11 protein-coding genes and 1 tRNA gene are annotated in these 14,000 nt (G+C 66.0%); 7 read left to right on the forward strand and 5 right to left on the reverse strand.

The window, feature by feature from the left end; translation table 11 throughout:
* The first annotated feature begins 32 nt into the window (after positions 1-32).
* The 3 genes from R2669_RS08885 (at position 33) to ilvD (ending at position 3,130) form a co-directional block, all read left to right on the forward strand.
* Positions 33-917 (forward strand): NAD(P)-dependent oxidoreductase, encoded by an 885-nt coding sequence (locus R2669_RS08885; RefSeq protein WP_316899717.1) that lies wholly within the window; start codon positions 33-35, stop codon positions 915-917.
* Between the two features lie 66 nt (positions 918-983).
* Positions 984-1,068, forward strand: a tRNA-Leu gene (locus R2669_RS08890).
* A gap of 202 nt (positions 1,069-1,270) precedes the next feature.
* Positions 1,271-3,130, forward strand: coding sequence for a dihydroxy-acid dehydratase (ilvD, locus tag R2669_RS08895; protein WP_316889852.1), 1,860 nt, complete (start codon positions 1,271-1,273; stop codon positions 3,128-3,130).
* 82 nt (positions 3,131-3,212) lie between these two features.
* Here ilvD and dkgB read toward each other — a convergent pair whose 3' ends face one another.
* Genes dkgB through R2669_RS08910 form a run of 3 tightly spaced genes read right to left on the reverse strand, consistent with a single transcriptional unit; the run spans position 3,213 to position 6,186 of the window.
* The gene (gene dkgB, locus R2669_RS08900) at positions 3,213-4,019 is read right to left on the reverse strand and encodes a 2,5-didehydrogluconate reductase DkgB (protein WP_316899719.1); all 807 of its coding nucleotides are present in this window, start codon (positions 4,017-4,019) and stop codon (positions 3,213-3,215) included.
* Positions 4,020-4,042: 23 nt separating this feature from the next.
* Entirely contained in the window at positions 4,043-5,245 is a 1,203-nt protein-coding gene (locus R2669_RS08905; RefSeq protein ID WP_316899720.1) for an MFS transporter, read from the reverse strand.
* Positions 5,242-6,186 (reverse strand): TIGR03571 family LLM class oxidoreductase, encoded by a 945-nt coding sequence (locus tag R2669_RS08910; RefSeq protein WP_316899722.1) that lies wholly within the window; start codon positions 6,184-6,186, stop codon positions 5,242-5,244. The genes R2669_RS08905 and R2669_RS08910 overlap by 4 nt, the downstream gene beginning before the upstream one ends.
* Before the next feature lie 242 nt (positions 6,187-6,428).
* Here R2669_RS08910 and R2669_RS08915 point away from each other — a divergent pair, with 242 nt between their 5' ends.
* A complete protein-coding gene (locus R2669_RS08915) occupies positions 6,429-6,866 on the forward strand; it encodes a MarR family winged helix-turn-helix transcriptional regulator (RefSeq protein ID WP_147213315.1) in 438 nt (145 codons plus the stop codon).
* Between the two features lie 4 nt (positions 6,867-6,870).
* Positions 6,871-8,688, forward strand: coding sequence for a chloride channel protein (locus tag R2669_RS08920; RefSeq protein WP_316889855.1), 1,818 nt, complete (start codon positions 6,871-6,873; stop codon positions 8,686-8,688).
* A 9-nt stretch (positions 8,689-8,697) separates the two neighbouring features.
* On the opposite strand, the gene R2669_RS08925 is transcribed toward R2669_RS08920, so the two are convergent.
* The gene (locus tag R2669_RS08925; RefSeq protein ID WP_316899723.1) at positions 8,698-10,365 is read right to left on the reverse strand and encodes a GGDEF domain-containing protein; all 1,668 of its coding nucleotides are present in this window, start codon (positions 10,363-10,365) and stop codon (positions 8,698-8,700) included.
* A 1-nt stretch (position 10,366) separates the two neighbouring features.
* Positions 10,367-11,368 carry an NAD-dependent epimerase/dehydratase family protein gene (locus R2669_RS08930; RefSeq protein WP_316899724.1) on the reverse strand — a complete coding sequence of 334 codons (1,002 nt, stop codon included), beginning with the start codon at positions 11,366-11,368 and terminating at the stop codon, positions 10,367-10,369.
* 79 nt (positions 11,369-11,447) lie between these two features.
* Here R2669_RS08930 and R2669_RS08935 point away from each other — a divergent pair, with 79 nt between their 5' ends.
* The gene (locus tag R2669_RS08935; RefSeq protein WP_316872969.1) at positions 11,448-12,497 is read left to right on the forward strand and encodes a CDP-6-deoxy-delta-3,4-glucoseen reductase; all 1,050 of its coding nucleotides are present in this window, start codon (positions 11,448-11,450) and stop codon (positions 12,495-12,497) included.
* Between the two features lie 271 nt (positions 12,498-12,768).
* Positions 12,769-13,956: an acetylornithine transaminase gene (locus R2669_RS08940; RefSeq protein WP_316899726.1), complete on the forward strand. Its 1,188-nt coding sequence runs from the start codon at positions 12,769-12,771 to the stop codon at positions 13,954-13,956.
* Positions 13,957-14,000: the final 44 nt, after the last annotated feature.

Genomic DNA, 14,000 nt, shown 5'->3' on the forward strand with positions numbered 1-14,000 from the left:
CGATATCAATACGCAACACGCAGAGATTTGCCATGACACGCATTGCCTTCATCGGCCTCGGCAACATGGGCACGCCGATGGTCCAGCACCTGATTGCCGCCGGACACACCGTGCGCGCCTATGTGCGCCGTCCGGAAGCCGCCGACAACGCCCGCGCCCTCGGCGCCGAGCCCTGCAACACCACCGCCGAAGCGGCGCGCGACGCGGAGGTGATCTTCACCAACGTCACGTCCACGGCCGATGTGGAAAGCGTGCTGCTCGGGCCGGACGGCGTCATCCATGGCGCGCCGCGTGGCGCCGTGTGCATCGATCACAGCACGATCTCCGCTGTGGCCACGCGCCGGATCGCAGCTGATCTGAAAGCGGCGGGCCTGGAGTTCCTGGATGCGCCGGTCTCCGGCGGCACTGCCGGCGCGCAGAAGGCAACGCTGTCGATCATGGTCGGCGGCAAGGCCGAGGTGCTGGAACGCGTGCGGCCGCTGCTCCAACTGCTCGGCACGACGATCACGCACGTCGGCGATCACGGCGCCGGCCAGGTCGCCAAGGCGTGCAACCAGATCGTGCAGGTCATCAACATCCAGGGCATTGCCGAAGCCATGCTGTTTGCACGCGCCCAAGGCACTGATCCGTCGCGCGTGCTGGCCGCCATCGGCCCGGGCTTTGCCGGTAGCCGCATGCTCGACCTGGAAGGGCCCAAGATGGCCGAGCGCAACTTTGCCGCCGGCATCGAAGCGCGCTTGCACGACAAGGATTTCGGCCTCGTGCGAGAGATCGCTCAGGAACTCGGCCTGCAGATGCCGGCGATGGAGCTGGTCGCTTCGCAGCTCAATACGCTGGTCGCCAATGGCTGGGGATATGACGATACGGCGTCGCTGCTGCGCGTGCTCGAGCAGCAGAACAACCAGCAGACGGATTGAACGTCTTCCGGCCCGCCTTGTTTGGCTGGCCGGACTTCTGGCATAATTGCCGGCTCATCAGCACCTGCCCGAGTGGTGAAATTGGTAGACGCAGGGGACTCAAAATCCCCCGCCGCAAGGCGTGCCGGTTCGATTCCGGCCTCGGGCACCAGAATTCAAGCCGCTTCTGTTCACGCAGAAGCGGCTTTTTCATTGGGCGTTCGCCAACGCGATGACAGCCGGCAACACGCCCAGCGCGGCGTGGGATAATGGCGGTTTTGCCCCGGGCGCGGCTCAAGAGGTTGATCGCACGGGCGCGCGAGGGCCTTTATCCGCGTGGCCCGCCCCACCATCGACTTTCTTCAGCACCCAAAATGCCCGCATACCGTTCCAAAACCTCCACCGCCGGCCGCAACATGGCGGGGGCACGCTCGCTGTGGCGCGCCACCGGCATGAAAGACGAAGACTTCCAGAAGCCGATCATCGCGGTGGTCAACTCGTTCACCCAGTTCGTTCCCGGCCACGTGCACCTGAAAGACCTGGGCCAGCTCGTCGCGCGCGAGATCGAAGCCGCGGGCGGTGTTGCCAAGGAATTCAACACGATTGCCGTGGATGACGGCATCGCCATGGGCCACGACGGCATGCTGTATTCGCTGCCCAGCCGCGACATCATTGCCGACTCGGTCGAATACATGGTCAACGCGCACTGCGCCGATGCCATGGTCTGCATCTCGAACTGCGACAAGATCACCCCGGGCATGCTGATGGCCGCGATGCGCCTGAACATTCCCGTGATCTTCGTCTCGGGCGGCCCGATGGAAGCAGGCAAGACGCGCCTGGCCAACCCCGTCACCAAGGCCATCGAGATCAAGAAGCTGGACCTGATCGACGCGATGGTGATCGCAGCCGACAGCAAGTATTCCGACGAGGAAGTGGCCGAAGTCGAACGCTCGGCTTGCCCGACCTGCGGTTCGTGCTCGGGCATGTTCACGGCCAACTCGATGAACTGCCTGACCGAGGCGCTCGGCCTGTCGCTGCCCGGCAACGGCACCGTGGTCGCCACGCACGCTGACCGCGAACAGCTGTTCAAGCGCGCCGGCCGCCGCATCGTCGAACTGGCCCGCCAGTACTACGAGCAGGAAGACGAGCGCGTGCTGCCGCGTTCGGTCGGCTTCAAGGCATTTGAGAACGCCATGACGCTGGACATCGCGATGGGCGGCTCGACCAACACGATCCTGCACCTGTTGGCCATCGCGCAGGAAGCCGAGATCGACTTCACGATGGCGGACATCGACCGCCTTTCGCGCGTCGTGCCGCAGCTGTGCAAGGTTGCGCCGAACACGAACAAGTACCACATCGAAGACGTGCACCGCGCGGGCGGCATCATGGCCATCCTCGGTGAGCTGGACCGCGCCGGCAAGCTGCACACCGACGCACCCACCGTGCACGCGCCCACGATGAAGGACGCGCTGGACCAGTGGGACATCGTCCGCACGTCGGACGAAGCCGTGCAGACGTTCTACCGTGCCGGCCCCGCCGGTATCCCGACGCAGGTCGCGTTCAGCCAGAACACGCGCTGGCCGAGCCTGGACCTGGACCGCGCCGAGGGCTGCATCCGCTCGCACGAACATGCGTTCTCCAAGGAAGGCGGCCTGGCCGTGCTGAGGGGCAACATCGCGCTGGACGGCTGCGTGGTGAAGACCGCCGGCGTGGACGAAAGCATCCTCGTATTCGAAGGCACGGCGCACGTGACGGAATCGCAGGACGAAGCGGTCGAGAACATCCTGGCCGACAAGGTCAAGGCCGGCGACGTGGTAGTCGTGCGTTACGAAGGCCCGAAGGGCGGCCCCGGCATGCAGGAAATGCTGTACCCGACGAGCTATATCAAGTCCAAGGGCCTGGGCAAAGCCTGTGCGCTGCTGACGGATGGCCGCTTCTCGGGCGGTACGTCGGGCTTGTCGATCGGTCACTGCTCGCCGGAAGCGGCTGCCGGTGGCGCGATTGGCCTCGTGCGCAACGGCGACAAGATCCGCATCGACATCCCCAACCGCACGATCAACGTGCTGGTGTCGGATGAAGAACTCGCGCGTCGCCGCGAAGAGCAGAACGCCAAGGGCTGGAAGCCTGCGCAGCCGCGTCCGCGCAAGGTGTCGGCCGCGCTCAAGGCGTACGCCAAGCTGGTCATGTCGGCGGACAAGGGCGCCGTGCGCGACCTGTCGCAACTGGACGACTGATGCAACGCGGGCCAAGCGCTCGTCACCGTGAAAAAAGCCGCTCTTCGGAGCGGCTTTTTCTATTGCGTCGGTAGCGCGACGTTCAATCCCACTGCGGCGCCAGCCCGTTTGGTGAAACCTCGCGGCCGTTGCGCTCAAGCGCGGCAATCTGCGCCATGTCGTCGGCCGTGAGTTGCAGCGTTTGTGCACGCAGGTTGCTCGCAAGATTTTCACGCTTGGTCGACGACGGGATCACCGAATAGCCCAGCTGCATCGCCCAGGCCAGCGCCACCTGCGCCGGTGTTGCCTCGTGCCGCTGTGCAATCGCGCCGATCACCGGATCGCCCAGCACCTTGCCGTAGGCAAGCGTCATGTACGACGTGACGTGAATGCCCTCGCGCTGCAGGAATTCGACGAGCTTGCGGTTCTGCAGATAGGGGCTCAACTCGATCTGGTTCGTCGCGATGGCGCCTTTGCCGACCACCGCCATCGCCTGTTGCGTCAGCGCGATGTTGAAGTTCGAGACGCCGATCTCGCGCGTCAAACCCCGGGCCTTGGCGTCGGCCAGCGCAGTCATGAATTCTTCGAGCGACACGCCGTTGTTGGGCGCAGGCCAGTGGATCAGCGTGAGGTCGACGTAATCGGTGCGCAGCTTGGCGAGGCTGTCTTCGAGGCTCGGCGCCAGCTTGTCCTTGGCGTAGTTGTCGACCCAGATCTTGGTCGTGAGGAAGAGGTCTTCGCGGCGCACGCCTGAGCCGGCAATCGCCTCGCCCACGTCGGCTTCGTTGCCGTAGATCTGCGCCGTGTCGATTGCGCGGTAGCCGAATTCGAGGCCGTTGCGGACCGAGTCGATGACGACCTGGCCTTTCAGGCGAAACGTGCCGAGGCCGAAAGCGGGAATCTTGTTCATCTTGTGCTCCGAGGAAAATCGAATCAGGGGTTCATGGCAAGGCGCGTCCGGCGCTGCACGACGTGCAGGCCAACCAGTGCAAGCCCTGCCGCAGCAATCACCGCGCCGACAATCGGCACCGCCGCGTAGCCCAGGCCTGCGGAGATGGCCGCACCGCCCGCTGCCGCGCCGAGCGCATTGCCGAGGTTGAACGCGCCCACGTTGACCGACGATGCAAGGCCCGGCGCCTCAGCCGCGGCGCGCATCACGCGCATCTGCAGCGGCGGCACGACCGCGAAGGTGGCAATGCCCCACACCAACAGCGCGGCGGCTGCACCGACGTGCGTCTTGGCGAGCCACGGAAACGCGAGCATCGTCACGATCAACAGCAGCAGGAAGCCGATCAGGCTGCCGTCGAGCGAGCGATCGGCCAGGCGGCCGCCAGCAATGTTGCCGATCGAAAAACCGATGCCGATCAACACCAGCATGGCCGTCACGAACGCCGGCGAGGCGCCGGTCAGCTGTGCAAGCGTCGGTGCAACGTACGTGTAAAGCGTGAACATCGCGCCGGCACCGAGCACCGTCGTGGCAAGCGCCCCAAGTACCACGGGACGTGTCAGCACGGCCAGCTCGGCGCGCAGGTTGGGCATCTTGCCGGCATCGCCCTTCGGCAGTGCGGTGAACAGGCCGGCGATGGCGATGAGACCCAGGCTTGCCGTGGCGGCAAACGACATGCGCCAGCCGATCATCTGGCCCAGCCACGTCGCGGCCGGCACGCCGCCCACGTTGGCGATCGTCAGTCCCATGAACATCGTTGCCACAGCGCTGGCCTGCTTCTCGCGCGGCACCAGGCTGGCGGCCACCACGGAACCCAGCCCGAAGAACGCGCCGTGGTTGAGGCTGGTGACGAGCCGGGCGAGCAGCAGCGTCGTGTAATCGGGCGCGACGGCCGACAGCAGGTTGCCGATGGTGAAGATGCTCATCAGCGCGATCAGCGCCTTGCGGCGCGGCCACCGTGCGAGCAACAGCGTCATGATCGGCGCGCCGACCATCACGCCGATGGCGTATGCGCTGATCAGCATGCCGGCCTGCGGAATCGATACATGCACGCCGTCGGCAATCACGGGCAGCAGGCCCATCGGCGAGAACTCGGTCGTGCCGATGCCAAAGGCGCCGGCGGCAAGCGCGAGCAGCGGCAGCGTCGCGCTGCTGCGTTCGCGCCCGGTGGAAGTTTGGATGGAATTCATGCGGTGTACTCCAAGGCAGAGGAATGGAAAGCGGGCAGGACCTCTGCCGCGATTTCCGCAAACGTTTCAGCAAGCGGGCGACGATTCCGGCGGAAATGCAGCCCGATATGCTGCACACCGGCTTCGCGCATCGCCGCCAATTCTTCGGACAGTGCAATGCGCCCGGCACGTGCGCCAAAGCGATGACGCTGCAGCGGTTCGTGCGGGTCTTCCGCCAGATCGAGGTGGATGAAGCTCACGTAGGGCTTGTCGCCGGCAACGGCACGCCATGCGGCGGCGCGTTGCGCGTGGTCGGCCGGCGTGCCCGGATAGGCGAGGCAACCGTCCATGTGGGTGCCGATCCAGGCCGGCGTCTGTTGCGCGAGGCCGGCCACCAGCAGCGGAAGCGGCGTGCGCACGGCCGGAAGAACTTCCAAGCCGGCGGGCAAGCTGCCCCGCGCGCCGTCACGCAATAGCGCGACCTGGTCGCGGAAGCTGGCGCCGCGCGATTCGAAGTCGCGCCCGAAGAGCGGATATTCCACAGGCCGGTCACCGCTGGCCACGCCGAGCAACAGACGACCGCCGCTCAGTTCCTGAATCGTCGCAGCCGATTTGAGCGTCAGCAGCGGCTCGCGCAGCGGCAGCACAACAGCCGCCGTGCCGAGCAGGATGTTGCGGGTGATGCCGGCCAGATAGCCCAGATACGAGAACACTTCGAACACCTGCGCGGCATCGCCGAATGCGGGGTCGTAGACCGGCACATCGCGCACCCACAAGGCGCGAAAGCCGAGCGAGTCCGCGAGTTGCGCGAGCTTTGCGTGGTGCTCGATATCGGGCACACCGTGGCGGCGCCCATCACGCAGGCGCTTGGCATCCCCGGAGGGGGACCAATCGTTGTCGAGCGGCAGCTCGATACCAATGCTGAAGCCGCCGTGTGTCAGTTTGTCGAGTGCGGGGGACATGGTTTTGGCCGGTCCAAGGGCGCTGAAGGCGGAGCGCCCCCAACCGGTGTAATGAGCATGGACCGCAGTGTGCGGGCTCAACCTTTGCAGAAAAACCCGCCGGTCGACGAAACAGTCTTGATTGCCAATCAACAATCCATGCGATCCGGAGTGCACTCGAGGTGCGCAAGACAGCAACAGGGCGCGCTTTTCACAATATGTCACGCCGTGATATATTCCGCCACGAACCGCTTGATTCCGCCATGTCTACCCCCAGCCGACCTTTGTCCAAACAGGATTTCGAGAGTCTGTCCGATTTCCGCTACCACCTCCGCCGCTTCCTGCGCGCCTCCGAAGATCTGATCCACGCCAAGGGCATCACACCGCTGCAGTACCAGTTGCTGCTGCACGTGAAAGGCTATGCCGGGCGCGAATGGGCCACCGTCGGCGAACTGGCCGAACGCCTGCAGGCCGCGCCGCACGGCACGGCGGCGCTCGTCACGCGTTGCGAAGAAGCGGGCCTGGTCGAACGTCGCCAGAGCGACACCGACGCGCGCCAGGTCGAAGTCCATCTCTCCAGGAAGGGCGACCACCTCGTCGCGCTGCTGGCCGGACTGCACCAGAGTGAGCTGTCGACCTTCAGCCGCGCCTTCAAGATCCCGCACCTCGATCACCCCGCCGAACCCTCCGCCGAGCAGTAACCTCATGCAAACCCTTGAACACCAACAGCACCGGCGCGATTTTGCGACCGACACCACGCTGTTCCGCACCACAGCGCTGGCGGTCGTCATCGCGGCGTTTGCCACGCTGGCAGCCGTGGTGCTGCTCAACCTGATCCGCTTCTTCACCAACCTGTTCTTCTTCCAGACGCTGTCGCTGGCCGACCGCTCGCCGGCCACCAACACGCTCGGCGCATGGGTGATTGCGGTGCCGCTCATCGGCGGGCTGATCGTTGGGCTGATGGCGCGCTTCGGCTCGGAGAAGATCCGCGGCCACGGCATTCCCGAGGCTATTGAGGCCATCCTGTTCGGCAAGAGCAAGATGTCGCCGAAAGTGGCAGTGCTCAAGCCGCTGTCGTCGGGCGTCGTGATCGGCAGCGGCGGCCCGTTTGGTGCGGAGGGCCCGATCATCATGACCGGCGGCGCGATCGGCTCGCTGTTCGCGCAGTTCTTCAAGCTGACCGCCGCCGAGCGCAAGACGCTGCTGGTGGCCGGCGCCACGGCCGGCATGACTGCCGTGTTCGGCACGCCCGTGGCGGCGCTGCTGCTGGCGGTGGAGCTGCTGCTGTTCGAATGGCGCCCCCGAAGCATGCTGCCGGTGGCGGTGGCATGTGCCGTGGCGGGCTTCCTCCGTGTTTTGGTGCTGGAGCCCGGCCCCCTCTTCCCGCTGGAAACCGCGCCCGCGACGCTGCCTGCGCTGGGCTCCTGCGTGGTCGCCGGGTTGCTGTGCGGCGCGCTGGCACGCTCGCTGTCGATGGCGCTGTACAAAACCGAAGACCTGTTCGGCCGCCTGCCGATCCACTGGATGTGGTGGCCGGCCATCGGCGGCCTGGTGGTTGGCATCGGCGGCTATTTCGAGCCGCGTGCGCTGGGCGTCGGCTACGACGTCATCGGCGATTTGCTGCACAACCATCTCGCCATCCGCGTTGCGCTGGCGCTGCTGGTGGTCAAGGCCATCATCTGGGTGATCGCGCTGGGCTCCGGCACGTCGGGCGGTGTGCTCGCTCCGCTGCTGATGATGGGCGCTGGTCTTGGTGTGCTCATCGGCCCGGTGCTGCCCGGTGGCGACGCAGCCCTGTGGCCGCTCGTGTGCATGGCCGCCATGCTGGCCGGTGTGCTGGGCGCCCCGCTCACAGCCATCGTCTTCGCCTTCGGGCTCACACACGACGTGAACGCCCTGCTGCCGATTCTGCTGGCGGTCGCGGTGTCCTACGGCTTTGTCGTGCTGACCATGCCCCGCTCGATCATGACCGAGAAGATCGCGCGCCGCGGCTTCCACATCTATCGCGAATACGCTGTCGATCCGCTCGAGCGCCACGCCGTCGATGAGGTGATGACGCGTTCGGTACAAACCATCGACGCACAGGCCACGCTGGCCGATACACTCGCCAACCGCTTTGGCCCCAAGCAGGCGCATCGTGCGTTTCCGGTGGTGCGAGGCGGCCCGAATGGCACGTTGATCGGCATGCTAGACCGCGATGCGCTGCTGGCGGGCCAGAAGCGCGGCGCCGTCACCGTGGCCGAGTTGTTTGGTGCGAATGCCCCCGTGATGGCGCTGCCCGGCGAGACCTGCCGCATCGTCGCCACGCGCCTCGCAGTGCATGGGTTGGAGCGGCTGCCGGTGGTGGCTGATTCGCAATCGCGCGCGCTGGTGGGCATTGTCTCGCGCAGCGATCTGGTCAAGCCGTCGCTCGCGTTCTTTGATGAGGAACAGCGCCGCGAGCGTTTCCGACGTGTGCCGCTCGCGGGCACGCGCACGCACCTCGAACTGCGCCGCCGTCGCGCTGGCCGCGTCGCGCGTTAGTCGCTCGTCTCAGCCGGCCACGTGCCGGTTGCGCCCGCTTTCCTTGGCGCGATACAGCGCGAGATCAGCGCGCTTGAGCATCTCCGACGCCGTATCGCCCGGCCGGCAGACCGTCATGCCCATGCTGACGGTCATCGACAGCCCGGTCGGGAAACTTTCGTCGGTCTCGGCGACCGCCGTACGCAGGCGCTCCACCACCTCGGTGGCCGTTTCCAGCGTGGTGCGCCCCATCACCATGGCGAATTCCTCGCCGCCCAAACGCCCAACCAGGTCACTGCTGCGCAGCACGCCCGTGGCAAGCGACGCAAAGCGCTGCAGCGCCATGTCGCCCACGGCGTGGCCCCATGTGTCGTTGATCCGCTTGAAGTGGTCCAGATCGGCCAACACGAGAACAAGCGGCTCGGCGCGATTGTGGGAACGCGTGAGTACCGTGTCGAACAGCGCGAGGAAGCGCCGGCGCGTCAGTACGCCGGTCAGATGGTCGAAATGCGCCTCGTTGGCGAGCGCGCTGTTGGTGCGCTGCAGCCGCTGGTTCAGATGGCGCGTCACGCGGTGGTGCTGCCGCTCGCGCACCAACGACCACGCCACCAGCGCGAATGTCGCCAGCACGCTCACGAACAACACGAAGCCGATCATGCGATTGCGCGCATGGTTGGCGATCTGCTGGCCCCACGTCGGCAGCGGCTCGGCCACGACAACGGTGAGGTCCGCACTCGCATTGCGCGACACGGTGAGCGATGGCGTCGCGCTGCCCTCGCGCCAGGCCAGCGTATCGCGCACCTCGGCTGGCACCCAGCCGGGCACGTCGTGATGCGCCTTCGCGGTGGGCTGATAGGGCCAGGGTTCGAAGTCGACGCGCTGGTAGGCGTTGTACCGGTCGCTGGCACCCATGCGCTGCAAGCGCGCATCGGGCAGGATCTTGCCCACCAGCGACGCATCGGTCGACAGGATGATCAAGCCGTTCGGATCGGCCACCAGCGACGTCGGATGCGACACCCAGTGCTGCAGCCTTGCAAGACTCACCTTGGTGCCCATCGCCGCGACCAGGTAACCACCGGCGTCATACACCGGCGCGGCGAAGAAGAGGCCCGGCACGCCCGTCACCCGCCCGACCGTGAACTGCTCGCCCAGGCCGCCCAGCATCGCCTCCTTCATGTAAGGCTGCATGCTCGACTGCACGCCGACGAACGAATCGGCATGGCCGGCGTTATTGGAGAGCACCACGTAATTGTGCTGGTTGACGACCCACAGGTAGTCCAGCCCGAGGTTGCCTGCGGTGGCGTCCAGGAATGCATCGATGTCGACCACTTCCGGATGCGACCTGGCCTCTTGGGCCCGCGAGCCCTGATCCATCAGGTTCCAGCGCCGGGTGTCGACGCGCTCCACCGCCCGCGGAATGGCATCGATCTGGGCCAGCGTCTGCGGCAGCGCGCGCAGCAGGGCCACGTCGGCCGTGATCTGGCTCGACATCCCCTCCGCCACCTGCGCGGCCAGCTGCCGCCGCGCGGCGACCATCTGCTGCATCTCGCGCGCACTCATCGAATCGGCCACGAAGCACGCGGCAAACCAAGAGACGCCTACACCCACCACCGCGGCCGACAGCCAGAGCGCCAACCGCACAGCGCGCAGCCGGGCGCCGAGCGACGACGGTGCAGGGGCGGACGCAGGCGCCTTCATGTCAGGCCCCGCTACTGAGGAAATCGGCCACCGTCGGGTAGCGCAGCGCCACGCGCAACTCGCGCGCAAGCCGCGTGTTGCGCAGCCGCCGCGATTCGCTCATGAAAGACAGCAGCGACGGCTCGATCTGCCGGATCGCCTCGGCGCGCGAAATGCGCGGCGGCCGCTGCAAGCCGCGCGCGTCGGCTACGGCGTCAAAGTAATCGCCCATGCGCAGCTCCGATGCGTCGCTTGCATGCACAACGCGCTGCGGCTTCCCCCGGAACAGCGCGGCAATGACAGCGCGCGCGAGGTCGTCGGCGTGGATGTGGTTGGTGTAGACATCGTCCTCGGCGCGCAAGGCGGGGGTACCGCGCTGGAGCCGCGCGACGGGCAGCCGGTCAGCCGCATAGATGCCGGGAATGCGCAAAATCGACGTGCGCCAGCCGCCGCCCGCGCCAAACCAGCGCACACGACGCTCGGCAGCGACACGGCGCAGGGCACGCGCCGTGGTTGGCTTTACCGGCCGGGATTCGTCGACCCAGGCACCGCCCGCATCGCCGTAGACGCCGCTGGTGCTGGCGTACACGAACGCGCGCGCTTGGAGGTGAGTTTTCAAGCGGCCAGTGAAGCCCCCCGACCTGCGCGCCTGCTCGGGTAAAATGCGACGTTTTGTGGCCCGGGAAACCGGGGCCGGGTGCGCCAGCGCATGCAGTAACGCGGCGGTACGCGGATCGTCGTTGCCGGCAGAAGGCGGCGGCGCGAGATGCAGCACGCGGGGGCTTAAACCTCGCAGGCGGCGCAGCGATGCGGCATCGTCCAGATTGGCGACAATCGGCACGGCACCCGCTTCGCGCAACGAAGCGCGGCCTTCAAGGCGCGAGGTGACGGCAAAGACGCGAAAACGCGTGCGAAGCATCGCCAGGCAGCGTTGCCCGACATCGCCGCAGCCGACGATCACCACGCGGGGACGGCCCAAGCGCAGTGCAGATTGGGATGGCCGAGCGACTGACTGATTCACCATCGGACGTGCTGCCGGATTGACCACCATTGCATGCCCATCAGGGCGACCAGACACTCTTTTCAACATATTCGGATTGTAGATGGCTTACCAGATCAACGTGCTGCCCAGCGGCCGCCAGTTCCAGGCCGAAGACGGCGAGACCATCCTTGCAGCGGCGCTGCGCCAGGGCATCGGCCTTCCGTATGGCTGCAAGAACGGCGCGTGCGGCTCGTGCAAGGGCCTCGTGCGCGAAGGCTCCATCGTTCAGGGCAACCACTCGCCCAACGCGCTGAGCGCCCAGGAGGCCACCGAAGGCCGCGCGCTGTTCTGCTGCGCCACGCCCGCCACGGACGTCACCATCGAGGTGCGCGAAGTGCACGGCGCCGGGGATGTCCCCATCAAGAAGATCCCATGTCGCGTCGCGTCGTTGGAGAAGGCCGCGCCGGACGTCACCATCGTCAAGCTGCAACTGCCTGCCACGGAGCGTATGCAATTTCTGGCCGGACAGTACGTGGAATTCCTTCTGCGCGACGGCAAGCGCCGCAGCTACTCGATCGCCAACCCGCCGCACGACGACGGCCCGATCGAGCTGCACATCCGGCACATGCCGGGCGGCGCATTTACCGACTACGTGTTCGGCGCCAAGGAAGGCGCCCCGGCCATGAAGGAGCGCGACATCCTGCGCTTCGAGGGTCCGCTGGGCAGCTTCTTCCTGCGTGAAGAATCCGACAAGCCGATCATCCTGCTGGCCTCGGGCACCGGCTTTGCGCCCATCAAGGCGATCATCGAGCATGCCCAGTTCATCGGCAGCACGCGCCCGATGACGCTGTACTGGGGCGGCCGCCGCCCGCAAGACCTGTACATGCACGCCAAGGCCGAAGAATGGGCGCGCACGCTGCCGAACTTCACGTACGTGCCGGTCGTCTCCAACGCCCTGCCCGAAGACGCCTGGACGGGCCGCACCGGCTTCGTTCACCAGGCGGTGATGGCCGACCACCCTGATCTGTCGGGCCACGAGGTCTACGCCTGCGGTGCGCCGGTGGTGATCAACTCCGCCCGCACGGACTTCGCTGCCCAGTGCGGAATGCATCCGGACGCATTCTTCGCCGATTCCTTCACCTCGGAGGCAGACCTTCACCCGGCCGGCTGACGTTGCACAAATCCCAAGAAGGCCAAAATTTCGTTTTGACTTGACTTGGCATCCGTCTTATTCTTGCGCCTTATGAACCAAGCCCTGCACCTCCGACGCCGCCGTACGTTGCTCCCTCCGGGAAGCCACGCGGCTGTCTGCTGATTGCATATCGGGTTCACAGGATTCGACGATCACAAGGCCACGGGGCGCCCCCCGTGGCCTTTGTCTTTTTCCAACGCGCGTTTTTTCGGTTTTTCATCTTCCTGCCGCCTTTTTCTGGAGCTTTGCCATGGCGTTTGCTGACTACCCCGTCCAGTCCCTGATGTACATCACCAACCGGCCCGAGATCGTCTTCACCGAAGGCAAGGGCTCGTGGCTGACGGACCACAACGGCAAGCGATACCTAGACTTCGTGCAAGGCTGGGCCGTCAACTGCCTCGGTCACTGCAACGACGGCATGATCGAAGCGCTGAACGCGCAGGCTCGCAAGCTGATCAACCCGAGCCCGGCGTTCTACAACGAGCCGATGGCCAAGCTGGCCGGCTTGCTGACGGCGCACAGCTGCTTCGACAAGGTGTTCTTCGCCAACAGCGGCGCCGAAGCCAACGAAGGCGCCATCAAGCTCGCCCGCAAGTGGGGCAAGAAGCATAAGAACGGCGCCTTCCAGATCATCACGTTCGACCACAGCTTCCACGGCCGCACGCTCGCTACCATGAGCGCATCCGGCAAGGCTGGTTGGGACACCATCTTCGCGCCGCAAGTGCCCGGCTTCCCGAAGGCCATCCTGAACGACATCGCCTCGGTGGAAGCACTCATCACCGACGAGACGGTCGCCGTGATGCTTGAGCCGGTGCAAGGCGAAGGCGGCGTGCTGCCGGCCACGCCGGAATTCATGCAGCAACTGCGCGCGCTGACCAAGAAGCACAAGATCCTGTTGATCGTTGATGAAGTGCAGGCCGGTTGCGGCCGCTGCGGCACGCTCTTCGCCTACCAGCTCTCGAACATCGAGCCGGACATCATGACGCTGGGCAAGGGCATCGGCGGCGGCGTGCCGCTGTCGGCCCTGCTGTGCACCGATGAGGTTGCGAGCTTCGAAGCCGGCGACCAGGGCGGCACCTACAACGGCAACCCGCTGATGACGGCGGTGGGCTGCTCGGTGATCGAGCAACTGCTGGCGCCGGGCTTCCTGGCCGGCGTGGAAGAACGCGGCGCCTATCTGCGCACGCAACTGCTCAAGCTGAGCGAAGAGTTCGGCCTGGCCGGCGAGCGTGGTAACGGCCTGCTGCGCGCCCTGCTCCTCGGCAAGGACATCGGCGGCCAACTGGTTGAAGCGGCACGCGAGATGACCCCGACGGGCCTGCTGCTGAACGCCCCGCGTCCGAACATCCTGCGCTTCATGCCCGCGCTGAACGTGACGACCGAAGAAATCGACACGATGATCGGCATGCTGCGCACGCTGCTGAAGGCGCACGCCTAAGGCGCGCCGCATTACTTGGGGCGGCGCGCAATGCGTCGCCCTGC

Source organism: Ralstonia edaphi, from assembly GCF_958350185.1.
Taxonomy (GTDB): domain Bacteria; phylum Pseudomonadota; class Gammaproteobacteria; order Burkholderiales; family Burkholderiaceae; genus Ralstonia; species Ralstonia edaphi.